The sequence below is a fragment of the Caulobacter sp. GW821-FHT11A05 genome (assembly GCF_058809015.1).
Genome location: NZ_JBXASF010000003.1, coordinates 218,841 through 239,595 on the forward strand (window position 1 = coordinate 218,841; position 20,755 = coordinate 239,595).

Consider the following 20,755-nt stretch of genomic DNA (forward strand, 5'->3'; position numbering starts at 1 on the left):
CTCCCAAGGGTGTTGTTGTTGATTGGCCGGCAGGATCGGCCAGCAGGCAGCGAATTTCCAGAGGGTTCTGGCCGCCCCGGTCAGCGCAGCCGATAATCCGGGGACACTATATAGATTTCCGTCGATGCTGGTGAGACGGCGGCAGGCGTGGCCGGAAATCTATATAGTGTCCCCGGATTATCGGCCACCGGCGGCTGGGGTTGCCCCCTACTCCGCCGCCATCCGCGCCTCGATCCCCTGCGGTCCTCGGATCAGCTTCCCGGGCATCGCCCCGGTCGCCTCGCCTTCCTCATAGGTCACGACGCCGCTGACCACGGTGGCCACATACCCCTCGGCCCGCTGGATCATCCGCCGTCCGTCGGCCGGCAGGTCGAAAACCATCTCCGGGGCCAGGATGGCCAGCCGCTCGAAGTCGATGACGTTGACGTCGGCCTTCATGCCCACGGCCAGCACGCCCCGGTCGTTCAGCCCGTACAGCCGGGCGGTGTCCCGCGTCTGCATGGCCACCACCTTCTCCAGGCTGAGCGTCGGGCCCCGCTTCCGGTCGCGCACCCAGTGGGTCAGCATGTAGGTCGGGAAGCTGGCGTCGCAGATCACCCCGCAGTGGGCCCCGCCGTCCGACAGGCTGAGCACGGTGTTGGGATCGTGCATCATCGCGTGGATGTGGTCGAAGTCGAACTGGGCGTAGTTGAGCAGCGGCAGGTAGATGTAGCCCTTGCCGTCCAGCTCCATCAGCATGTCGTAGACGATGGCGTCCGGCGCCTGACCGGTGCGCCCCGCGATGGCGGCGATGGAATCCTCGGCGCGGGGCTCGTAGTCGAGCGAGCCGTCCGGCTGCACCAGCCGGAACATGCGGTCGAAGCCGCCGGTCATGATGGCCCCCAGCGGCCCCATCTTCCTGCTGGGATCGGCCAGGATCGCCGCCCGCACGGCCGGGTCCTTCAGCTTCTCCAGCCGCAGCTCGAACGGCAGGTCGGCGATGTCGCGGTAGGTCTGGCGTCCCACGAACGGATGGATGGTGCTGCGCCAGCCGAGCACCAGCCCGGTCGGCCGGCAGGCAATCTGGGCCGTCACCGCCGCCCCCTGGGCTCGCGCCTCGCGGGTCAGCTCCAGCAATTTCACCCAGTTGTCGGGCCGCATCGGCGACTGCAGCAGGCTGTAGGTCACCGTCACCCCGGTGTCGGCGGCCATGGCCTTCATCCAGGCGAACTCGTCCTCGGCCGGGGCCATGTCGGAGCTCATCTCGAAGACGCCCGGCCCGACCGCCGCCATGGCCTTGCCGATCGCCAGCAGCTCATCGGCCCCGGCATAGGTGCCCGGCATTACCTCGCCGTCCTTGGCCGTGTGGACGATGGTCCGCGAGGTCGAGAAGCCCAGCGCCCCGGCCGCCACGCCCTCGGCGACGATGGCCGCCATGGCCGCGATGTCTTCCGCCGTCGCCGGCTCGTTATGCGCCCCGCGCTCGCCCATCACATAGGCCCGCACGGCGCTGTGCGGCACATGGGTGGCGATATCCAGCACCCGCTTCTGGGCGTCGAGGCTGTCGAGGTACTGCGGGAAAGTCTCCCAGGTCCACTGGATGCCCTCGGCCAGGGCGGCGCCGGGAATGTCCTCGACCCCTTCCATCAGCTCGATCAGCCAGTCGTGCTTGTCCGGCTTCACCGGCGCGAAGCCGACGCCGCAGTTGCCCATGACCACGGTGGTCACGCCATGCCAGCTGGACGGCGACACATAGGGGTCCCAGGTCGCCTGGCCGTCGTAGTGGGTGTGGATGTCGACCCAGCCCGGGGTGACGATCCTGCCGGCCGCGTCGATCTCACGCCGGCCCGCGCCGACGCCCTTGCCGATGGCCGTGATCACCCCGCCGTCGATGGCGATATCGGCCTCGAAGGCCGGGCTTTCGGTCCCGTCGACCACCCGCCCGCCTCGGATCACCAGGTCATGCATCGCCGTCTCTCCCACGTCTTTGGCGGGATCATGCGCGCTGCTGACGTGCGCGGAAAGTATGACCCGACGTCAGGCGGCGATAACGATAATCCGGGGACACTATATAGATTTCCGGCCGCGCCTCAGGCTGAGGCCGTCAGCCCCCGACGGAAATCTATATAGTGTCCCCGGATTATCCGCCGCCGACGGCGGAAGCCTCCCCCACGGCCGTCATCAGGCAGGCGAGACGGCCTCACCCTCCTCCCGCGTCGACCACACATGGTCCACGAGCCCCCAGGCCTTGGCTTCCTGCGCGTCGAGGAAGTTGTCGCGATCCAGGGTGGTCGCCACTTCTTCCAGGGTCTGCCCGCAATGGCGCGCGTACAGTTCGTAGATCCGCTGGCGCATCTTGATGATGTCCTCGGCGTGCCGCGCCACATCCGAGGCCTGGCCCGAGAAGCCGCCCGAAGGCTGGTGCAGGACGATCCGCGCGTTCGGCATGCAGACCCGTGATCCCGGCTCGCCGGCCATCAGCAGCAGCGAGCCCATCGAGGCGGCGAAGCCCATACACAGGGTCGCCACCGGGCTCTTGATGTACTGCATGGTGTCGTAGATCGCGAGGCCGGCCGTCACCACCCCGCCCGGCGAGTTGATGTAGAGGCCGATCTCCTTCTTCGGGTTTTCGGCCTCCAGGAACAGCAGCTGGGCGCAGATCAGGCTGGCCATGCCATCCTCGACCGGCCCGTTGACGAAGATGATCCGCTCGCGCAGCAGCCGCGAGAAGATGTCGAAGCTGCGCTCGCCCCGGCTGGTCTGCTCGACCACCATCGGCACCAGGTTCATCAGGCCGCCCATTGCATCCTCCAGCCGCCGGTTCCGACGGGATCCATGGTCAGGGGCGCCGGCAGGCCGCCTTGCGTGACGAAGCCATCGTGGGTCAGCCGCAGGCGGACCCCGCCCTCGACGCCGGGCTCCAGCGCGAAGGTCACGACGCTGTCGACCTCGCCTTCATGCCAACCAAGCCGCAGCAGCCGCCCTTCCTCGATGGCCAGCACCTCGCAGTTGGCCATGGCGTTGTCGTTGGCGACCCCGGGGGCCCCGCCAACAGTGAACTTCGCCCCGACCACGGCGCGGAAATCGTTCGGCCCCAGCCACCGCGCCAGCAGGGCCGGCGTGGTCAGCGCCCGCCAGACCTTGTCGGCGCTGTCCTCCAGATCGAAGGCGAGATCGATATCCCTCATTCGCCCATCTCCTTGAGCACGTCTTTCAGGGCTTCCACCCGCTCGGGCCAGAAGGTGCGGTAGCGCGCCACCCAGGCCTCCAGGCCCTCCAGCGCTCCCGGCGCCGCCCGGTACCAGGCCTGCCGGCCCTCGCGCCGCTCGGCCACCATGCCGGCGGCCCGCAGCACCGCCAGATGCTGCGAGATGGCAGGCTGCGAGACGGAGAAGCCGCGGGTCAGGTCGGAGACAGTCAGTTCGGCCGCGCTCAGCCGTTCGAACACCGCCCGGCGGGTCGGGTCGGCCAGGGCGCGGAAGATGTCGGCGTCGGGCATGACGCCATTCATAAGTTGATACTTATGGAATCGTCAAGCCCGCCGAAACCGCCTCAGGGCGCCTTCACCGCGGCTGTCCCGGCCCGGGCGACCTGGCCGTCCTGGGGCCCCGAGCCGCCGCTGGCCCCGATAGCCCCGACCACCTTGCCATCGACGACGATCAGTTCGCCGCCCTCGATGGCCAGGGCGCCGGTGAACACCGAGTTGAGGTTGCCGGACTTGACCGCATCCTGGAAATCCTTGGACGGGCGGCGGAACAGGGCGGCGGTGCGGGCCTTCCGCTCGGCGACGTCGACCGAGCCGTACTGGGCCCCGTCCATCTTCAGGGTCAGCACCTCGGCCCCGTTCGGCTCGACGATGGTGAGGACCATGGTCCAGCCGTTCTTGCGGGCCTCGGCTTCCGCCGCCGCCGCCACTGTCTTGGCCTGGGCCAGGGTCAGCGGCGCGCCATAGGGCGGATAGACGACCGGGGCCGGCGCTGGGGCCGGGGCCGGAGCGGCGGGCGCCTGGGCCAGGCCGGCGGCCGGCCAGAGAGCGAGGGCCGAAACGGCGGCGACAACCAGCAAGCGGACCATGGAACAGCCTCCCCGAGATATCCTGGAAACCGGTGTCATACACCGGCGCGCGGAGCGAGGCGAGACCGCCCGCCCTACTCGGCCGTCACCGTCCCGCTGGACAGATTCACCCGCACCCGGCCCACCCCCTTGGTCTGGACCGTGCCGTCGCCGCCGGCCGGGAACACCGAATAGCCGAAGGTCAGCAGTAGGCCCCGGCGCGGATCATAGCTGCTCTTGATCGACTTGAAGTCGAGGCCCGAAAAGCCGTTCTGGCCCTGCGCGCTGACCAGCCGGCAGACCAGGTCCTGCGGCTCGGCGTCGCCGGTCTCGTAGAACAGCACCAGCAGATGGCTGCTGCAGCAGGCCGGCTCGCCGCCGGTGTCCAGCCAGGCGACCCGGACCTTGCCCTGGTAGAAGGTGCGGCTGGAGGTCTCCCACGGCTCGACGATGTTCATCGCCGCGTCGGTCTGGCCGTCACAGTCGCGGACGGTCAGCGCCATCGCCGGCGAGGCCAACGCCGCCGCGCCGATGACGGCGGCCACACCGGTAAGGAACTTCGACATCGCGAACTCTCCATCGAGGGGCGGCCACTGTGCCGCAAACGGACGCGCCGCGCCACGACCGGCGAACGGCGTTCGTTGCGCTCGACGTCCCAAGCGCTAGGATCGCCAAGGACGGGGGAGAACGCCATGACCATCGACACCATGCCACGGCGGGCGCGCACACTCGACGAGATGCAGCATCTTCAGGGCCTGCTGTTCGTCGGCGACGAGATCGGCGCCGCTATCGGTTCCTATCGCCCCCTGCCCGACGACGTGGTCATCAGCCCGTTCGGCAAGTGCGGCACCACCTGGCTGCAGCAGACCTTCCACACCCTGCGCACGCGCGGCGACATGGACTTCGAGGACATCTCCGCTGTCACCCCCTGGATCGAGGTCTCCGGCGCCTGCGGCCAGGACCTCTCCGATCCCCAGCGCGCTGCGCCGCGCGGCTTCAAGAGCCACCTGGCCTGGGACGCCATGCCCAAGGGGGCCCGCTACGTGGTTTCGTTCCGCGATCCGCGCGACGCCCTGGTCTCGCTGTTCAACTTCTTCGAGGGCTGGTTCCTGGAGCCCGGCGCCGTGCCGTTCGAAGCCTTCGCCCGCAGCCGCATCGGCCATTCGGAGCGCGACTACTGGCACCACCTGATCACCTGGTGGAGCCAGCGCGACAACCCGGACGTCCTGTTGCTGACCTACGAGGGCATGACCGCCGACCCGGAGGGGACGATCCGCCGGCTGGCGGCCTTCTGCGGCATTCCCCTGGATGACGCGCTGCTGGCCCTGGCCCTGCGCAACTCCTCCCGCGCCTTCATGCTGGAGCACAAGGACCGCTACGACGACCTGATGATGCGCCGGCTGTCGGAGGTCCGCTGCAACCTGCCGCCCGGCAGCGACTCCGCCAAGGTCCGCGCCAAACCCGACGGCGGGTCGGGCGGCCTGATGACGGCGGCTCTGGAGGCCGAGTTGGAGGCGGTGTGGAAGGCCCGGGTAACGCCGGCGACCGGCCTGGCCGACTACGCGGCCCTGCGGACGGCGCTCAGCGGCCGATGATCCGGTTCTCGGGTTTGACGACAGCGGCCTCGGCCGCGTCGGCTTCGGCGTCGTATTCCTCGGCCAGCAGATTCAGCCTCTGAGCCACGTCGCGGGCGGTGACGTCGCGGGCCAGCCGCCGGCACTGTTGCGCCTTCTCCCGATAGTGCATCGCGTCCATGTCCATCGCCATCTCCACCGGGCGGCGCCCAGGAGGTCGATGAGGAAACCCGCGAAACCGTCTGTCGTTCAGCCGACGGAAAACAATTCGCCGTTCTGCGAAAGGCCGTGGCGCCTCGGCCACGCCCCTACCTGGCCATCGCGCGCCACATGGCCGCGCAGGCTGAAGGCCCGTACGTCGCCGGGACCACCGTCACTCTCCCCTTGTTTCCAGAGGAGACCAAACAGCCTTCAGTTGGCGGTGAAACCGCCATCGACGACGACTTCCGAGCCGGTCATGAAGGCGGCCTTGTCCGAAGCCAGGAAGACCACGGCGTCGGCGACGTTGCCGGGCTGGCCCATGCGGCCGAGCGGGTGGCGCTGCGCCAGCTGGCTGCGGGCCTCGTTGTCGCCCAGGCCGGTCGCGCCGGAGAAGGCGGCCACCACCTCATCGCCCATGGCGGTCTCGATGACCCCCGGATGGACCGAGTTGACCCGCACCCCGGCCGGGGCCAGCTCCATCGCCAGCCCCTTGGTCAACAGCCGCACCGCTCCCTTGGAGGCGTTGTAGCAGACCGCCCCGGCCGACCCGACGAGGCCGGCCATCGACGACAGATTGACGATCGAGGTCCCGCCGCTCCACCGCCCTGCCCGCTCGGCCAACAGGGGGATCGCGGCCCGGCAGCCGAGGAAGACGCCCTCGACATTGACCGCATGCACCCGTCGCCAGTCGGCCAGGCTGGTCTCGGTCAGCGGCTTCATCAGGAACAGCCCGGCATTGTTGACCAGGATGTCCAGCCCGCCGGCCTTCTCGCGGGCGAAGGCCATGGCGGCATCCCAGTCGCCCTCCTCGGTGACGTCCTGGGCCAGGGCCAACCCGCCCAACTCGGCGGCGAGGTCGTCCGGCGCCCGCAGGTCGGCGCAGATGACCCTGGCCCCCGCCGCCGCCAGAGCCCGCGCGCAGGCCGCGCCGATGCCTCGCCCGGCCCCCGTCACCAGCGCGACGCGCCCGTCCAGATCGCTCATCCCAACTCCTATTGCCCTATCGCCGCCGGCTCCCGCCGCCAGGTCGCCGCGTCCCGCACCGCGTCGGCCACGACCTCGACGCGGTTGTCGCCCATCGCCAGGGCAACCTGGGGCCAGAGGGCGACGCCGTCCACCACGTCGCGCTCGCCGAGATCCTGGCCGTTCACCGTCAGCCGGGCCCGGGCCTGGTTGCTGTAGACCTTGACCGCCACCGCGGCCTCGCGCCGCACGGTCATCCGCTTGCTGGTGATGTGGACCATCGGCCGGTCCGACCAGCGGGCCTGGTACAGGTAGTAGGCGTCCTTCAGCGTGCGCCGGTCATAGCTGACCAGGCCCTTGTCGTTGATCCCCGGCCTGTCCCCCTCGTTGCGCCCGTCCGAGGCCAGGTCGGCGCCGACCCAGACGAACCGGCTCCACAGCCAGGGCCTGGCCGCCAGCTGCCGGTCGGCGTTCTCGTGCACCAGGGCCTGGTACTGCTCCGGATGCCAGCCGCCGCCAGGCTCCGGCCACTTCGGCGGGTCTTCCTGGTGCAGCACGCTGGCCCCGGCCCCATACTCGCTGACCGCCATGGCCCGGCCCGGCGCAACGGCGTGAGCCCGGTCGGCCCAGTCGCCGATCTCGCCCTTCTGGTCGGCGTACCAGCCGAAGTATTTGTTGAAGGCGATGACGTCGGTGTGCCGGGTGTGGGGCGCGTCGTCCGGCCCGCAGCAATGGGCGTAGACAGTCAGCCGCGAGGGGTCCTCCGCCCTGGCCTCGGCCTGCAGCCGGGCCAGCAGCCGGTTGCTGGTCTCGTCGGAGGCGTAGATCTCGTTGCCCAGGCCCCAGAAGGCGACCGACGGATGGTTGAAGTTCTGGCGGATCAGCTCGCGCAGCTGCTGGATCAGATTGGCCTCGAACGCCGGCGAGGCGTCGACCTTGCTGTTGAGCGGGATCTCGGTCCACAGCACCAGCCCGTCGCGATCGGCCAGCTCATAGGCCCGCCGCGGATGCTGGAAGTGCACCAGCCGCAGGGCGTTGACCCCCATGGCCTCGAAGATGGCGAAGTCCTCCTCGATCTCCGCCGCCCCCACCGCCAGCCCGCGCCCTGGCCGGCCGCTGTGGAACAGGTTGACGCCCTTCAGCTGATGCGGCCGGCCGTTGAGCAGGAAGCCGGCCTGCGGATCGACCCGGAAGCTGCGCACGCCCAGCGGCACGGCGACCTCGTCGGCCGGTTCAGGGCGGCCGGCCTCGGCGACCCGCACCCGCACGCTGTAGAGATAGGGGTCCCGCTGGCCGTCCCACAGCCGGGGTCGTTCCAGCGCCAGGGTCTGGACCACGGGCGCGGTCTCCCCAGCCACCAGCCGGGCCACGGCCGCGCCGCTGGTGGCCACCCTGCCCTGCGCGTCGACGATCTCGACCACCACCCGCGCCCGGACCTTGCGGCCGGTGTCGTTGCGCGTCCGGGTCAGCACCCGCACCAACGCCCGTTCGACCGTCAGCGTCTCGACGCCGGCATAGACGCCCGGCCCGCCGTGATCGAGGGCGTCGACATGCAGGGCCGGGGTCGCGATCAGGCGCGCGCCGCGATAGAGGCCGCCGAAGACGGTAAAATCGCCGCCCAGCGGCGCGACCTCGCTGGTCGCGCTGTTGTCGACCCGAACCGCCAGCAGGTTGCGGCCCGGCCGCACGGCGTCTGTGACGTCGAACCGGAAGGCCGCGTAGCCGCCGGCGTGGCGGCCGACCGACTGCCCGTTGACGAACACCTCGGCGACCAGCGCCGCCCCGTCGAACTGCAGGAACAATCGCCCGGTCGGGGCCCGCTCCAGCACCAGCTCGCGCCGGTACCAGCCGGGGCCTCGGTAGTAGCCGCCGCCGTCCTCGCCGTCCCCGGCGTTGAAGCTGTGCGGCAGCGTCACCTTCAGCCAGCCGCCGGCGTCGGTGGCCGGATCGGCCGCCCCGGCGACCTCGCCCTTCTGGAACCGCCAGCCGGCGTCAATGGCCTGCTCGCTCCGTCCTTGGGCCAACGCCGGGACCGCCAGGGCCAGCCAGGCGGCAAGGCCGATCAGGATTCTTCGGATGTCCACGCGCACTCCCGCCGGTTGGTCGACACCGTTGTCTCAGACCTCGGGCCTGCCCGCCAGCGCTCCGAAGGCGGCATGGAAGACCTCGTCGGGCATCAGCTCCGGCGTCAGGAAGCGCTGGAACACCAGGCCCTCGATCAGGGCGTTGATCACCCGCACCAGCGTCTCGGCCGGCATCGGCAGCTCGCCCTCGGCGCAGACCGCCTCGAACCAGGCCGCGCCGCCGTCGAAGCCCCGCGCCATGCTGTCGGTGACCTGCCGTCGGACGTCCTCGTGGCTCAGGGCATAGGCCCGAAAGGTCAGGGCCCCGACCGCCGCGTCGCGCCGGTCCGGGATGGAGGCCAGCACCGCCTCCGACACCGCCCGCATCTTCTGGGCGAAGCTGGAGCCCGGCGGGAACACCGGCCGCACCGGCGCCCACTGGCGCTCGGCCAGGGCCATGAACAGGGCTTCGCGGTTGCGGAAGTTGCCGTAGATGGCCCCGGTGGTCATGCCGGCCCGCTCGGCGACGTCCTGCAGGGTCGTGCGGTCGAAACCCTTCTCGCGGGTCAGCGACAGGGCCGCGTCGAGCAGCCGCGTCCGCGTCCGCTCGCGCTTGTCGCCCTTGGGCTTGCGCCTGTTCGAGGCCTCGCTGCTCATCGGCGGCACGCTAGCATCTTGCTATTTTATAATTTGCCTATTTTATAGCAAGCCTACGCTTTCGAAGGCCGTCCCCGTGTCCGACCCCGTCGCCGCCGCCCTGCAGAGCTACGTCGACGCCGGCGCCATGGCCGGCGCCACGACCCTGGTCTGGCGCCAGGGCCGGGAACTGCAGAGCTGCGCCGTCGGCTGGGCCGATATCGAGGCGCGCCGCCCCCTGGCCCGCGACAGCCTGTTCCGCATCGCCTCGATGACCAAGCCGGTCACCTCGGTGGCCGCCATGACCATGCTGCAGGACGGCCTCTTCTACCTGGACGACCCGATCTCCCGCATCGCGCCGGAGTTCGCCGACATGCGGGTCTCGCGTGACCCCGCCGGCCCGCTCAGCGACACCGTCCCGGCCGAGCGGCCGATCACCTTCGGCGACCTGCTGACCCACCGCTCCGGCCTCACCTACGGCGGCCTCCATCCCGGTCCCCTGGAGCAGGCCTATGCGGAAGCCCTCGGCGGCGACATCGACAGTCCTGTCGAGCCGGACGCCTGGATCGCCGGCCTCGCCGCCCTGCCGCTGATCGACCAGCCGGGCGGGGCCTTCCACTATGGCCATTCAACCGACCTGCTGGGCCAGCTGCTGGCCCGCATCGATGGCGTCCCGCTTGGCGAGGTGCTGGCCCGGCGGGTGTTCCAGCCGCTCGGCATGACCGACACCGGCTTCCTGGTGCCGGCCGACCAGCGCCACCGCCGCGCCTGCCTCTATGGCTTCGACGCGGCCGGCGTCATCGAACCGCGCCAGACCGCCTCGGCCGGCTCCAGCCTGCCCGAACGGCCGGACGACATGGCCTATGAGTCCGGCGGCCAGGGCCTGTGGTCGACGCTCGACGACTACCTCCTCTTCGCCCGGCTGTTCGTCGAGGGCGGCGGTCCGCTGCTGCAGCCTTTCGCCTACGACCTGATGATCGCCAACCGCCTGACCGAGCCGCAGCGCCAGGCCGCCACGATGATGGGCATGCCGGTCTTTCTGCCCGGCCACGGCTTCGGGCTGGGCCTCGCCACCGTCCTCGATCCGGCCACCGCCTCGCATCTGCGCGGCAAGGGCGGCGTCGGCACGGTCAGCTGGCCCGGCGCCTTCGGCGGCTGGTGGCAGGCGGACCCCACCGACGGGTCGGTGATGATCTTCCTGGCCCACAATGTGCTCGACCTCGACCTGGCGGAGCGCGGCATCGGCCTTGGCGTCTACGGGGCCATCGGCGAATTCCATGCGCTGGGAAGCCGATTGAAGGCCTGAGGCGATTGCCTCACCCGGCGGAGGGTCCGATAAGACCCGTCCGATGGTCACCGGCCCCCACCCCCTGAATCGCCCGATCTGGAACGCCCTGCGCGGCGCCCAGGCCCAGCATGCCATCGCCCGTGGACCGGCCCTGCGGTTCGAGGCGGCCATCGGCCAGTTCGCCGCCATCCCCGACACCTCGCCGGAAAGCCTGGCGGGCCTGGGCCAGCTGGTCCAGGAGCTGGGCGAGGTCTATCTGTTCGAGCCGGCCGACCTGCCGCCGGTCCCCGGCGCGACCCTCGCCCTGCAGGCCCAGGCCGTGCAGATGGTCGCCGAGCGCCAGATCGCGCCCTCCAAGCCGCCGTTCGAAATCCTGGCCCTGACCGACGCCGACGCGCCCGAAATGCTCAGCCTCGCCACCCTGACCAAGCCCGGCCCCTTCTTCGAACGGACCCACGAGCTGGGACGCTTCGTCGGTGTCCGCGAGCACGGCGTGCTGATCGCCATGGCCGGCGAGCGCATGCGGGCCGGGCCGTTCACCGAGGTCAGCGGCGTCTGCACCCTGCCCGAACATCGCGGCAAGGGCCTGGCCGGCCACCTGATGCGCCACGTCGCCGGGGCCATCCAGGCCCGCGGCGAAACCCCCTTCCTGCACGCCTATGCCAACAACACCGGGGCCATCGGCCTGTACGAGAGCCTGGGCTTCGCGTTGCGCACAGAGCTCACTGTTTCGGTCTTGGCGCCCGCCTAGAGCCGCCGGCGCAACCAATGTCCGATCTCCGCGCTGTGCCCCTTGAGGAGCCCAGCCATGAAGTCCCTGTTCTACGGTATCGGCGTCGCCACCCTGTCGGGCCTCCTGATCGGCGGCGTCCTGCGCCCGACCCTGGCGCAGGACCGCATCGGCGGACCGCAGATCGCCCTGGCCGACAGCGGCCGCCGCGCCTACGGCGACGCCGAGGCCGGGACGAGCAGCTATCCCTACGGCGTCCCCGACTATGTGATCGGCACCGACCACCTCTACCAGCCGGCCGACTACGCCGCCTGGCAGCCGGATGATGCCTACGTCGACACCTCCTGGCGCGACGCCGCCCCCGACCTGCCGGTCGTCGAGCCGGCCAGCTATTCCCCTGCCGCCTACCAGACCGCCTCCTACGATGTCACGGTTCACTACCCCAGCCAGGGCGGCGGCACCCTCGCCGGCCTGGACCGTGATGAGGCGCCCGCCGACCTCGGCCCCGAGGTGTTCGAACCCGCCGACGCCCCGCCGGCCGCCATGGCCGCCTTCGAGCGCGACGAGGCGGCGGCCAGCGGCGACACCTCCCGCGCCGCCCCGCAGTCCTGAGGTTTGGCCTGATCGGTCATTGAGCGGCGGCGGTTTTCCGCTAAACCCCGCCGCATGACCGAGATTTCCGACGACGCCGTCCAGATCATCGCCCGCGGCCCCCGCCTCGCCGCCGAGGCCGCCGCCGAGGCCATGGACGCCAATCCCCTGCTCGAGGGCGCCACCTACTCCATCCTGGAGGAGGACGAGGACCGCGGCGTCTGGCGCATCGACGCCTTCCCCGTCACCCAGGGCGAGGCCGACGAGATCCGCAAGGTCCTGGCCGACTGGGCCGAGCTGAAGGTCGTCACCGAGGACCTCGCCGACGCCGACTGGCTGGCCATGTCGCTGTCGGGCCTGCCGCCGGTCCGCGAGGGCCGCTTCTTCGTCTTCGGCCTGCATGACAAGGGCCTGGCGCCGCCCAATGCCGTACAGCTGCGCATCGAGGCGGGCGCCGCCTTCGGCACCGGCCACCACGGCACCACGGCCGGCTGCCTGCGGGTGTTCCACGACCTGCTGAAGGGCCGCCGGTTCGGCAAGGTGCTGGACGTCGGGGCCGGCACCGGCGTGCTGGCCATCGCCGCCGCCCGCACAGGCAGCAAGCTGGCCGTCGGCACCGACATCGACAGGCCGAGCGTCCGCATCGCCGGCGAGAACGCCAAGGTCAACAGGTCGAACGCCCGCTTCGTCTACGCCTCGGGCCTGAACCACCGGCGGGTCGCCGCCACCGCCCCCTACGACCTGGTGTTTGCCAACATCCTGGCTCCGCCGCTGGTCTCGCTGGCGCAGGACATCAGGACGGCGCTGAAACCGGGCGGCGTCGCCATCCTCTCGGGCTTGCTGCGAACCCAGGAGCGGCGCGTGAAAGCGGCTTATCTGGCCCGAGGGTTCCGATTGAAGCGCCGCCTGCATAGGGACGCCTGGGCAACACTGGTTCTGGAACGGCGTTAACGCCGGAACCCGACTCATCGCCCCCCGTTCTGCTCCCATCAGGGACGACAGGAGCGACAGGGCTATGACCTATCAACCGGGCGAACCCCGCCATGTCTACGAAGAAACCCCGCGGCAGGCGGCGCGTGAAGAACAGCGCCTGGCCGCCCGCGCCAGCGGCAACACCGCCGCCTGGCTGATCGCCGCCCTGGTGGCGGTGGTCGCCATCATCGCCGTCGCCTTCATGGTCGGCAGCGCCAATCAGGACGCCAAGGTCACCCAGGAAGATCTCAGCACCGTCGCCGAACAGGCCAGGGCGCAGGGGGCTCTTGAGGGCGCCCAGGCCGGCTACAACGCCGCCGCCAGCCAGGCCCAGGCCCAGTCGAGCCTCAACGCCCAGTCCAGCTACAACGCCCAGGCCGCCAACGCCCAGCTGGCCGCCGACCGCGCCGCGGCTGAGGCTCGCGCCGCCGCCGCCGAGTCCCGGGCCGCCGCCGAACGCTCGCGCGCCCAGGCCGCCGAAGCCGCCGCCCGCGAACCGGTCTACGAAGAGCCGGCTCCGCAGCAATAGCCGGCCCCCATCGGACCGACGACAGGCCTGCGTCTGCCGACGCGGGCCTGTTTGCCGTCAGACGACCTGCATCACCGTGCCGTCCAGCGCCATCAGGCCGATCTCGACCTCCATGTGCGGATGCTTGGTCAGAATGGCCGAGCGGACGGCATAGAGCTGCCTCACATGGCTCTTCAGCTCGGTGTCGGGGTCCTTCACAGCCGCCTCGCCGAGCACCAGCCTGTAGGCGCCGCAGTCGCGGTGATCGAGGATGATGACCCGGTGGACGTCATGCAGCTGCACCGCCAGGTCGATGTGGGTCATGAAGACGTCCTTCCAGGCCGGGAACTTGTCGTTCAGGGCGCCCAGCGAGGCGCCGGCCAGGATGACGTGGTCGTATTTGTCCCGCAGGCCCCGCGCGTCCATGTAGGCGGTGACCTCGTTGGCGAGGCGGAAGTCCATGCAGGTCAGCAGCAGCGCCTCGCAGTGCCCGCCGGCCAGGGCGGCGGCCGGCGCCAGGGCGGCCAGGCCCACGCCCACCGCGCCGGCCAGCGCCGCGCGGCGGGTCATCACTGGCCAGCGGCCCAGCGTGTTGCAGTCACAAGTCATGGCGTTCCTCAAGGTCTGAAGGGGCACCATGGGCGCTCATGGTTAGCGTTGCGTTTCCTTCTCCCGCTCGTCGGGAGAAGGTGGCGGCCGCAGGCCGACGGATGAGGGCAGCACCGGCCCTCAACGAGCGCGCGCGTTCTGGCGCGTTCTGCGCTGTCGCCAATCTTCACTGTCCGCTCTGCCCTCATCCGACCCCTTCGGGGCCACCTTCTCCCGGCAAGCGGGAGAAGGAATTGCGCGCTCTCCTCGCCAGGCCTAAATCCCTCCCATGCGCCAGACCTTCGATGAATCCACCGACCCGTCCTTCGGCTCCCGCCATGTGCCGCTGATCCGCGCCGCCATGGCCCAGCAGGGCCTCGACGGCCTGCTCGTGCCGCACGAGGACGAGCACCAGAACGAATACCTGCCCGAGGCCAACGACCGGCTGGCCTGGGCCACCGGCTTCACCGGCTCGGCCGGGGCCGCGGTGATCATGAAGGACAAGGCCGCCGTCTTCGTCGACGGCCGCTACACCCTGCAGGTCCGCGAGCAGGTCGACCAGAACCTGTTCGAGATCCGCGACCTGGTCGAGGGCGGCGTGCCCGCCTACGTCGAGCTGCAGAAGGGTTCGGTGATCGGCTACGACCCGCGCCTGCACAGCCCGGATGCCCTTAGCAGCCTGCGCAAGGCCGCCGACAAGGCCGGCGCGACCTTGAAGCCCGTTGCGACCAACCCCCTCGACGCCGCCTGGGGGACCGAACGCCCGCCGCAGCCCAAGGCCAAGGTGGCGCCCCATCCGAACGAATACGCCGGCGAGGACAGCGCCGCCAAACGGGCCCGCATCGGTGAGTCGCTCAAGAAGCTCGGCGCCGACGCCGCCGTGATCACCGCCCCCGCCTCGATCGCCTGGCTGTTCAACGTCCGCGGCGGCGACGTCATCCGCACCCCCCTGCCGCTCAGCCAGGCCGTGGTCCGCGCCGACGGCACGGCGCGTCTGTTCCTCGACCCGGACAAGGTGACCACCGAGCTGCCGGCCTGGCTGGGCAACCAGGTCAGCCTGGAAACCCCCGACGACCTGGAAGCCGCCCTGGAAGCCTTGAAGGGCCAGAAGGTGCTGGTCGACCCGGCCCAGTCCTCGGCCTGGTATTTCGACAAGCTGGGCGAGGCGGTCATCCGCGGCATGGATCCCTGCACCCTGCCCCGGGCCTGCAAGAACGCCGTCGAGATCGCCGGCACCCGCGAGGCCCACCGCCGGGACGGCGCGGCGCTGAGCCGTTTCCTCCACTGGCTGGCCACCGAAGGCCAGATCAACCCGCCCGACGAGAAGGAGGCCGTCGCCAAGCTGGAAGGCTTCCGCGAGGCCACCGGCGTCCTGCAGGACCTGTCGTTCAACACCATCGGCGCCGCCAACGGCCACGGCGCCCTGCCCCACTATCACCCCACCGACCGCAGCAACGAACGCGCGAAGCTTGGTTCTCTCCTCCTGGTCGACAGCGGCGGCCAGTACCTGGACGGCACCACCGACGTCACCCGCACGGTCGCCATCGGCGAACCAACCGAGGAAATGCGCCGGCGCAACACCCTGGTGCTCAAGGGCCACCTGGCCCTGGCCCGCCTGCGCTTCCCGTCCGGCACCACCGGCAGCGCCATCGACGCCTTCGCCCGCGCCGCCCTGTGGTCCGAGGGTCTCGACTACGACCACGGCACCGGTCACGGCGTCGGCGTCTACCTGGGCGTCCATGAGGGCCCGCACCGCATCGCCAAGGCGCCCAACACCGTCGCCCTGCAGCCGGGCATGATCGTCTCCAACGAGCCCGGCTACTACAAGAGCGGCGAGTACGGCATCCGCATCGAGAACCTGGAAGTGGTCATGCCGGCCGAGGACATCCCCGGCGGCGAACGCCCGATGCACCGCTTCGAGGCCCTGACCCTGGCCCCGATCGACAAGCGGCTGGTCGTCCTCGACATGCTGACCGAGGTCGAACGCACCCAGTTCAACACCTACCACGCCCGCGTCCTGCGTGAGATCGGCCCTCTGGTCGACGGCGAGGCCGGCGAATGGCTGAAGGACGCCTGCGCGCCGCTGTAGCGGCCAAAACCGGGGGACCATCATGATCCAGAGGCGCGGCGTCATGCTCGGCCTGGCCGCTGCGGGGCTGGCTGGACCGGCCCTGGCCAAGGGACGGTTCGAGCCGCTGTTCGATGGCAGGAGCCTCAGCGGCTGGACCACCGTCGGCGACGCCAACTGGGCGGTGCGGGACGGCGCGCTGTCGGCCGACCAGGGCCCGATGAGTTTCCTGGTCTCGAACGGCGTCTACCGCGACTTCGACCTGCGGGTGGAGGTCTGGGTCAGTTCCGACGCCAACTCGGGCATCTTCATCCGCTGCGCCCAGCGGACGGGGATCACCCAGGTCAACGCCTACGAGATCAACCTCTTCGACAACCGGCCGGACCCGACATACGGCACCGGCGCCATCGTCGATGTCGCGGCGGTTTCCCCGATGCCCAAGGCCGGCGGGCGCTGGAACCTCCTCGAGATCAGCGCCCGGAGCGATACCTTCTCGGTCGTCTTCAATGGGCGAAAGACCGTCGATAGCGTTCGCGATGTCGCCCACGCCGAGGGGCCTGTCGCCCTGCAGTACGGGTCCGGGACGGTGAAATTCCGCAAGGTCGAGATTCGCGTCCTCGACCCATCGACATGAGCTTTCCGGTGAAGGTGACCTCTATCCGCCTGCTGGCGGCCTTCGGCGCCCTATCCCTGGCGAGCGTTCTGGCGGGCATGGCCATCTGCTCCGCCAGCGAGGTTCCGCTGACGATGGGCCTGCGCAATCTGGTGGCCTGGGCGATCGGCGCTGTCGCCGCGACGGCCATCGCCATGACCGCCCGGCGGAACGCCCTGCCCGTATTCCTCTGGCTGGCGCCGGCCGGTTTGCTGGCCAGCTTCCTCGGCCCGGACCTGCAGGGCGTCCACCGATGGCTGGCGATTGGGCCGCTCAACCTGAACATCGCCATGCTTCTGGTCCCGGCCGCCGTGGTGGCTTTCGCCGGGCGGGTCGAGAGCCATCCGCTGAGCTCCTGGATCGCGCTCCTGGTTAGCCTCACACTGACCGTCGCCCAGCCCGACGCCTCTCAAGCCGCCACCCTGGCGCTGGTCGCTCTCCTGGCGGCATGGCGCATGAAGGGCCCGCCCCTTCCCCGCCTCCTGCTTGCGGCCGTCGTTGTCGGCCTCGCGGTGCTTGCCGGGCTGCGGCCCGATCCCTTGGCGCCGGTCCCGGAAGTCGAAGGCGTTGTCGGCCTGGCCTTTGCCCTGTCCTGGCTCACCGGCGTGCTGGCGCTCCTCCTGCTGCTCGCGACCGCCGCCACCCCGCTGCTGTCCGCCGCATCGCCCGGACATCGGCTACCGGCTTTGGCGCTCGGCGTCTGCCTGCTGGCCTGGTCAGTCGCGCCCTTCTTCGGCGCCTTCCCCGTCCCCTTCCTCGGGATCGGGCCAAGCCCCATCGTCGGCGCCTGGCTGGGCCTTGGCCTCCTCGCCGCCCTGCTGAGGGATCAGGCCGCCCGGGCGTCCAAGGCGGCGTAGCTGAACAGCCTGTAGCGATAGCGCTGCTGGGCCCGGATGTTGGCGGCGATCCGGCCGTGCAGGGCCTCGTCCCAGGTCCCCCATTTGGCGATGAAGGCCTCGGCCGCCGCCTTGTCGCCATTCACCTGCAGGGCCAGCACGGCCTTCAGCAGGTCCGCCACGGCGTCGTGATAGCGGCCGTAGTCGATCGACATTTTCGCCGTCGCCGCATCGAAGCTCAGCACCTTGCGGTCGAGGAACCAGTTCCACTGCATCAGCTGCATCATGTTGTAGGGCTGCTCGCGGCGCGGCCTGTTGTTCTGCAGGCAGCGCAGGATGCCGCTGGCGTAGAGCGAGCGCAGCTGGTCCTCGGTGTAGTAGCCGCGCGTCTTCAGCGCCTTGGCCACGAACAGCGAGACCAGGTCGGCCTTCATCTCCTCCAGCAGGCTGGCGTCGGCGCCCAGCGCGTCGGCGAACTGGCCGCCGTCCTTGGTCAGGTCCGGGCCCAGATAGTGGCCGACCTCATGCCAAAGGGTGCGATAGAAGTTGGCGTCCGAGGTCAGATGGCCGGCGTAGGGCTGGGCCATCGCCGCCCCGAAGGTGTCGCCGCTGCCTTTGAAGAGGTCGGGATTGCGCATGATGTTGACGCGCAGAAGGATGATGCTGCCGTAGCGCTCGACCAGATAGGCCTCGTTGGGCAGGTTGGTGGCGGTGTTGGCCCCGCGCGCCTGGCCGAAGTCGGCGATGACGTCGTAGACGCCGACCGGAATGTCCTCCTGCACCTTCCTGTGGCTCGGGGTCGGCAGGCTGTCCTCCAGCGCCTGGACGCCGCTCATCGCCTTGCGCAGCGCCGCCCCCTCCGCGTTGCGCGCCGCCAGCAGGCTGAAGCTGTAGAAGGCCCGCGTGCCCGCCAGCTCGTCGTCGTAGCTCTCATAGGCGCCGATCTGGGCGTTGAGGTTCCTGAACCGGCCCTTCAGCCAGGCGGCGTCGCCGGACTCGTAGTCGTCGCTGAGCAGGTCGCGCGAGCGGTTGCGCAGGTATTTGGCGAAGGCCCAGTCGTCGGCCTCGACCGCATCGGCCGCCTCATTGAGCAGGGCGTGGCAGCGGATCATCTCGTCGGCGTAGGCGACCGAATAGGGCGCCGCGTACAGCGTCTTCGGGTCCGGCCGGCGGCTGAGCCGCTCGAGCCGCGCCCGCAGACCCGGGTGCAGGGTGTCGAGGGCCGGATAGCGCTTCAGCTTGCCCAGGTCTCTCAGCAGGGTCGGCTTGTCGGCGCGGCGGACCACCGAGCGCTCATGGGTCAGCGCCGCCTTCTGGTCCGGATGGGCGGCGAGATAGGCTTCGAACTCGGCCTTGGTCAGGTCCCAGGGGTAGACGTTCTTGCCGGGCGGCGCGTCGTCGATGGCGACGAAGGGAAGGCGCTTGTTGTCCAGCGTCGTGGCGATCGGTCCCTGGAACACCCGGTACAGGGTGGCCAGATCGCGGCCATGGGCGTCGGTGCGCCGGCTGAGGGCGCCGCGCACCTGCAGGGCGGCGCGGTGCCGCTGCAGCTCGTAGACATCCTGGAAGATGGTCCCGACGGCCAGAAGCTTGCCGACCGCGGCCTGCTCGCCGGCCGACAGGTGGCTAAGATCCGGCGCCAGGGTCAGGGCCTGGGTCTTGTCGAGGATGGCCTTGGCCTGGTCCGGCGTCCATTCGACAGGCGTCGTCTGGGCAAGACCCCGCGGTGCGGCGGCCAGCGCCAGGGCCGAGGCGGACAGGGCGATGGCCGAACGGCGAGAGACTGAAATCATGATGCTTCCCGGGGATTGGGGCGCACCATATCAGCGCCGTTGCCCCAGGAAAGCGGGGGAGCCCGCCCGGCTCTCTGTGCAGCGGGGGTGCGGCCGGGCGGGCCTCGATGACGCGTGGGCTGGGGTTGGGCGTTTGGGCCCCGTGTCATCGCCCGGGACAACTATAGACCCAATTTAGTGATTCGCTCGTTTAAGTTGTGATGCGCGGTTCACGCGAATTGGACCCGATCGGCGGTCGATCCGAGACCGCGCGCAAGATCCGAGACCGCGCGCAATATGTCTAGACTTATTCATCCAAGGACGGTGGAGAGGCGTCGGATGCCCCCTCGACCAGCCACCAACACCCGTTCCAGCCATGCGCCGTCGTCAGGCCGCGCCGGCGCCGTAGGCGCCTTCCCCTCACCCACCGGTCAACATTTCCCGCCCCGGCGCCCACGCTTCATCAACGCCGATGTCAACGTTCACAGCGCCAGCCGCCACCAAATTATCACGTTAAATCAGCGGTTTGATGGAAAACAGCCGCTTCCCATATCGGCGGCGTGGTATAGTCGTAGACCGCTTCGACAAGCCGTTCGGGGAGATCAATCCTCAAACCCCACGAACACCGCCGCCTCATCGACGCTCTTGCGCTGCGAGACCACGGCGTTGGCCGGGAAGGCGTCGTCGGGATAGCCCATGGCGATGCAGATCATGATCACCTGGTCCTCCGGGATGGCCGCGTGCTCACGCACCACCGGCGACTGCATGATGCCCTGGCTGTTGATCACGCAGCCCAGCCCCCGCGACCAGGCGGCGTTGACCAGGGCGTTGGCCACCGCGCCGCAGTCGAAGGGGGCGATGTCGCCGCCGTGGATCGAGCGGTCGTAGGTCACCACGATCGACACCGGCGCGTCGAACTGGCGAAAGCCGCGCAGCACCCAGTCCTGGCGTCCAGCCTTGTCTTCCCGCTCGATGCCCATGGCCGCGAACAGCTGCTTGGCGACGCCGATCTGCCGCTCGCGATGGTGACCGCCGTATTCGCCGTGAATGCGGAACTCGCGGCTGTGGGGTACGCCAGCCAGGTTGCGCTCGGTGTTGCCGGCCCGGATGCGGTCGAGCGGCTCGCCGGCCACTACGTAGAAATTCCACGGCTGGGTATTCAGCGACGACGGCGCCCGCATGGCCAGTTCGATGACCTCCTTGATCACCGCCTTCGGCACCGGCTCGGGCTTATAGCCCCGGATGCTACGGCGCCCCAGAACCACGTCGTCGAACCTCATG

General features: G+C 70.0%; 22 protein-coding genes. 9 read left to right on the plus strand and 13 right to left on the minus strand.

Annotation, left to right across the window (positions count from 1 at the left end):
• Window positions 1-207: 207 nt before the first annotated feature.
• The 6 genes from AC1RSK_RS06975 to AC1RSK_RS07000 all read right to left on the minus strand — a co-directional run bounded on the left by AC1RSK_RS06975 (window position 208) and on the right by AC1RSK_RS07000 (window position 4,598).
• The gene (locus tag AC1RSK_RS06975; protein WP_492906776.1) at window positions 208-1,947 is read right to left on the minus strand and encodes an N-acyl-D-amino-acid deacylase family protein; all 1,740 of its coding nucleotides are present in this window, start codon (window positions 1,945-1,947) and stop codon (window positions 208-210) included.
• Window positions 1,948-2,160: 213 nt separating this feature from the next.
• Window positions 2,161-2,781: an ATP-dependent Clp protease proteolytic subunit gene (locus AC1RSK_RS06980; protein ID WP_492906777.1), complete on the minus strand. Its 621-nt coding sequence runs from the start codon at window positions 2,779-2,781 to the stop codon at window positions 2,161-2,163.
• Complete coding sequence (locus AC1RSK_RS06985; protein WP_492906778.1) at window positions 2,769-3,167, minus strand: SRPBCC family protein; 399 nt, start codon at window positions 3,165-3,167, stop codon at window positions 2,769-2,771. The genes AC1RSK_RS06980 and AC1RSK_RS06985 overlap by 13 nt, the downstream gene beginning before the upstream one ends.
• The gene (locus AC1RSK_RS06990) at window positions 3,164-3,478 is read right to left on the minus strand and encodes an ArsR/SmtB family transcription factor (RefSeq protein WP_492906779.1); all 315 of its coding nucleotides are present in this window, start codon (window positions 3,476-3,478) and stop codon (window positions 3,164-3,166) included. Before AC1RSK_RS06990 ends, AC1RSK_RS06985 begins: the two co-directional genes overlap by 4 nt.
• Before the next feature lie 53 nt (window positions 3,479-3,531).
• Window positions 3,532-4,053 carry a GlcG/HbpS family heme-binding protein gene (locus AC1RSK_RS06995; RefSeq protein WP_492906780.1) on the minus strand — a complete coding sequence of 174 codons (522 nt, stop codon included), beginning with the start codon at window positions 4,051-4,053 and terminating at the stop codon, window positions 3,532-3,534.
• 74 nt (window positions 4,054-4,127) lie between these two features.
• Window positions 4,128-4,598 carry a hypothetical protein gene (locus tag AC1RSK_RS07000; protein WP_492906781.1) on the minus strand — a complete coding sequence of 157 codons (471 nt, stop codon included), beginning with the start codon at window positions 4,596-4,598 and terminating at the stop codon, window positions 4,128-4,130.
• 126 nt (window positions 4,599-4,724) lie between these two features.
• On the opposite strand from AC1RSK_RS07000, the gene AC1RSK_RS07005 reads away from it, so the two are divergent.
• Complete coding sequence (locus AC1RSK_RS07005; RefSeq protein ID WP_492906782.1) at window positions 4,725-5,627, plus strand: sulfotransferase domain-containing protein; 903 nt, start codon at window positions 4,725-4,727, stop codon at window positions 5,625-5,627.
• On the opposite strand, the gene AC1RSK_RS07010 is transcribed toward AC1RSK_RS07005, so the two are convergent.
• The 4 genes from AC1RSK_RS07010 to AC1RSK_RS07025 all read right to left on the minus strand — a co-directional run bounded on the left by AC1RSK_RS07010 (window position 5,614) and on the right by AC1RSK_RS07025 (window position 9,490).
• Window positions 5,614-5,793 carry a hypothetical protein gene (locus tag AC1RSK_RS07010; RefSeq protein WP_492906783.1) on the minus strand — a complete coding sequence of 60 codons (180 nt, stop codon included), beginning with the start codon at window positions 5,791-5,793 and terminating at the stop codon, window positions 5,614-5,616. The two genes, AC1RSK_RS07005 and AC1RSK_RS07010, sit on opposite strands and share 14 nt — an antisense overlap.
• A 224-nt stretch (window positions 5,794-6,017) precedes the next feature.
• Window positions 6,018-6,791 carry an SDR family NAD(P)-dependent oxidoreductase gene (locus tag AC1RSK_RS07015; RefSeq protein ID WP_492906784.1) on the minus strand — a complete coding sequence of 258 codons (774 nt, stop codon included), beginning with the start codon at window positions 6,789-6,791 and terminating at the stop codon, window positions 6,018-6,020.
• An 8-nt stretch (window positions 6,792-6,799) separates the two neighbouring features.
• Window positions 6,800-8,854, minus strand: a complete 2,055-nt coding sequence (locus AC1RSK_RS07020) for a glycoside hydrolase family 2 protein (RefSeq protein ID WP_492906785.1) — start codon at window positions 8,852-8,854, stop codon at window positions 6,800-6,802.
• Window positions 8,855-8,887: 33 nt separating this feature from the next.
• On the minus strand, window positions 8,888-9,490 hold the full coding sequence (locus AC1RSK_RS07025) for a TetR/AcrR family transcriptional regulator (RefSeq protein ID WP_492906874.1): 603 nt from the start codon (window positions 9,488-9,490) through the stop codon (window positions 8,888-8,890).
• A gap of 76 nt (window positions 9,491-9,566) precedes the next feature.
• Here AC1RSK_RS07025 and AC1RSK_RS07030 point away from each other — a divergent pair, with 76 nt between their 5' ends.
• The 5 genes from AC1RSK_RS07030 (at window position 9,567) to AC1RSK_RS07050 (ending at window position 13,579) form a co-directional block, all read left to right on the plus strand.
• Window positions 9,567-10,775 carry a serine hydrolase domain-containing protein gene (locus tag AC1RSK_RS07030; RefSeq protein WP_492906786.1) on the plus strand — a complete coding sequence of 403 codons (1,209 nt, stop codon included), beginning with the start codon at window positions 9,567-9,569 and terminating at the stop codon, window positions 10,773-10,775.
• 43 nt (window positions 10,776-10,818) lie between these two features.
• Window positions 10,819-11,508: a GNAT family N-acetyltransferase gene (locus AC1RSK_RS07035; protein ID WP_492906787.1), complete on the plus strand. Its 690-nt coding sequence runs from the start codon at window positions 10,819-10,821 to the stop codon at window positions 11,506-11,508.
• 57 nt (window positions 11,509-11,565) lie between these two features.
• Window positions 11,566-12,099: a hypothetical protein gene (locus tag AC1RSK_RS07040; protein ID WP_492906788.1), complete on the plus strand. Its 534-nt coding sequence runs from the start codon at window positions 11,566-11,568 to the stop codon at window positions 12,097-12,099.
• A 54-nt stretch (window positions 12,100-12,153) separates the two neighbouring features.
• Window positions 12,154-13,029, plus strand: coding sequence for a 50S ribosomal protein L11 methyltransferase (locus tag AC1RSK_RS07045; protein WP_492906789.1), 876 nt, complete (start codon window positions 12,154-12,156; stop codon window positions 13,027-13,029).
• 64 nt (window positions 13,030-13,093) lie between these two features.
• Window positions 13,094-13,579 (plus strand): hypothetical protein, encoded by a 486-nt coding sequence (locus tag AC1RSK_RS07050; RefSeq protein WP_492906790.1) that lies wholly within the window; start codon window positions 13,094-13,096, stop codon window positions 13,577-13,579.
• Window positions 13,580-13,636: 57 nt separating this feature from the next.
• Here the strand turns inward: AC1RSK_RS07050 and AC1RSK_RS07055 are convergent, their stop codons facing one another.
• Window positions 13,637-14,167, minus strand: coding sequence for a carbonic anhydrase (locus tag AC1RSK_RS07055; protein ID WP_492906791.1), 531 nt, complete (start codon window positions 14,165-14,167; stop codon window positions 13,637-13,639).
• A gap of 268 nt (window positions 14,168-14,435) precedes the next feature.
• Between AC1RSK_RS07055 and AC1RSK_RS07060 the strand changes: the two genes are divergently transcribed.
• The 3 genes from AC1RSK_RS07060 to AC1RSK_RS07070 are packed head-to-tail and all read left to right on the plus strand — an operon-like array spanning window position 14,436 to window position 17,723.
• Entirely contained in the window at window positions 14,436-16,235 is a 1,800-nt protein-coding gene (locus tag AC1RSK_RS07060; RefSeq protein ID WP_492906792.1) for an aminopeptidase P family protein, read from the plus strand.
• Window positions 16,236-16,257: 22 nt separating this feature from the next.
• Window positions 16,258-16,848: a 3-keto-disaccharide hydrolase gene (locus tag AC1RSK_RS07065; protein WP_492906793.1), complete on the plus strand. Its 591-nt coding sequence runs from the start codon at window positions 16,258-16,260 to the stop codon at window positions 16,846-16,848.
• Between the two features lie 8 nt (window positions 16,849-16,856).
• Complete coding sequence (locus tag AC1RSK_RS07070) at window positions 16,857-17,723, plus strand: hypothetical protein (RefSeq protein ID WP_492906794.1); 867 nt, start codon at window positions 16,857-16,859, stop codon at window positions 17,721-17,723.
• Here the strand turns inward: AC1RSK_RS07070 and AC1RSK_RS07075 are convergent.
• The gene (locus tag AC1RSK_RS07075) at window positions 17,693-19,495 is read right to left on the minus strand and encodes a hypothetical protein (protein ID WP_492906795.1); all 1,803 of its coding nucleotides are present in this window, start codon (window positions 19,493-19,495) and stop codon (window positions 17,693-17,695) included. The two genes, AC1RSK_RS07070 and AC1RSK_RS07075, sit on opposite strands and share 31 nt — an antisense overlap.
• A 581-nt stretch (window positions 19,496-20,076) precedes the next feature.
• The gene (locus tag AC1RSK_RS07080) at window positions 20,077-20,754 is read right to left on the minus strand and encodes a nitroreductase (protein WP_492906796.1); all 678 of its coding nucleotides are present in this window, start codon (window positions 20,752-20,754) and stop codon (window positions 20,077-20,079) included.
• Between the last annotated feature and the right edge of the window lies 1 nt (window position 20,755).

Excerpts from the sequence above, each read along its gene's own strand:
- AC1RSK_RS06985 (WP_492906778.1), bottom strand. The coding sequence starts at position 3,167 with ATGAGGGATATCGATCTCGCCTTCGATCTGGAGGACAGCGCCGACAAG.
- AC1RSK_RS06980 (WP_492906777.1), bottom strand. The coding sequence starts at position 2,781 with ATGGGCGGCCTGATGAACCTGGTGCCGATGGTGGTCGAGCAGACCAGC.
- AC1RSK_RS07050 (WP_492906790.1), top strand. The coding sequence starts at position 13,094 with ATGACCTATCAACCGGGCGAACCCCGCCATGTCTACGAAGAAACCCCG.
- AC1RSK_RS07055 (WP_492906791.1), bottom strand. The coding sequence starts at position 14,167 with ATGACTTGTGACTGCAACACGCTGGGCCGCTGGCCAGTGATGACCCGC.
- AC1RSK_RS07060 (WP_492906792.1), top strand. The coding sequence starts at position 14,436 with ATGCGCCAGACCTTCGATGAATCCACCGACCCGTCCTTCGGCTCCCGC.
- AC1RSK_RS06990 (WP_492906779.1), bottom strand. The coding sequence starts at position 3,478 with ATGCCCGACGCCGACATCTTCCGCGCCCTGGCCGACCCGACCCGCCGG.
- AC1RSK_RS07075 (WP_492906795.1), bottom strand. The coding sequence starts at position 19,495 with ATGATTTCAGTCTCTCGCCGTTCGGCCATCGCCCTGTCCGCCTCGGCC.
- AC1RSK_RS07065 (WP_492906793.1), top strand. The coding sequence starts at position 16,258 with ATGATCCAGAGGCGCGGCGTCATGCTCGGCCTGGCCGCTGCGGGGCTG.
- AC1RSK_RS06975 (WP_492906776.1), bottom strand. The coding sequence starts at position 1,947 with ATGCATGACCTGGTGATCCGAGGCGGGCGGGTGGTCGACGGGACCGAA.
- AC1RSK_RS07035 (WP_492906787.1), top strand. The coding sequence starts at position 10,819 with ATGGTCACCGGCCCCCACCCCCTGAATCGCCCGATCTGGAACGCCCTG.
- AC1RSK_RS07000 (WP_492906781.1), bottom strand. The coding sequence starts at position 4,598 with ATGTCGAAGTTCCTTACCGGTGTGGCCGCCGTCATCGGCGCGGCGGCG.
- AC1RSK_RS07005 (WP_492906782.1), top strand. The coding sequence starts at position 4,725 with ATGACCATCGACACCATGCCACGGCGGGCGCGCACACTCGACGAGATG.
- AC1RSK_RS07080 (WP_492906796.1), bottom strand. The coding sequence starts at position 20,754 with ATGAGGTTCGACGACGTGGTTCTGGGGCGCCGTAGCATCCGGGGCTAT.
- AC1RSK_RS07040 (WP_492906788.1), top strand. The coding sequence starts at position 11,566 with ATGAAGTCCCTGTTCTACGGTATCGGCGTCGCCACCCTGTCGGGCCTC.
- AC1RSK_RS07045 (WP_492906789.1), top strand. The coding sequence starts at position 12,154 with ATGACCGAGATTTCCGACGACGCCGTCCAGATCATCGCCCGCGGCCCC.
- AC1RSK_RS07015 (WP_492906784.1), bottom strand. The coding sequence starts at position 6,791 with ATGAGCGATCTGGACGGGCGCGTCGCGCTGGTGACGGGGGCCGGGCGA.
- AC1RSK_RS06995 (WP_492906780.1), bottom strand. The coding sequence starts at position 4,053 with ATGGTCCGCTTGCTGGTTGTCGCCGCCGTTTCGGCCCTCGCTCTCTGG.
- AC1RSK_RS07010 (WP_492906783.1), bottom strand. The coding sequence starts at position 5,793 with ATGGACATGGACGCGATGCACTATCGGGAGAAGGCGCAACAGTGCCGG.
- AC1RSK_RS07025 (WP_492906874.1), bottom strand. The coding sequence starts at position 9,490 with ATGAGCAGCGAGGCCTCGAACAGGCGCAAGCCCAAGGGCGACAAGCGC.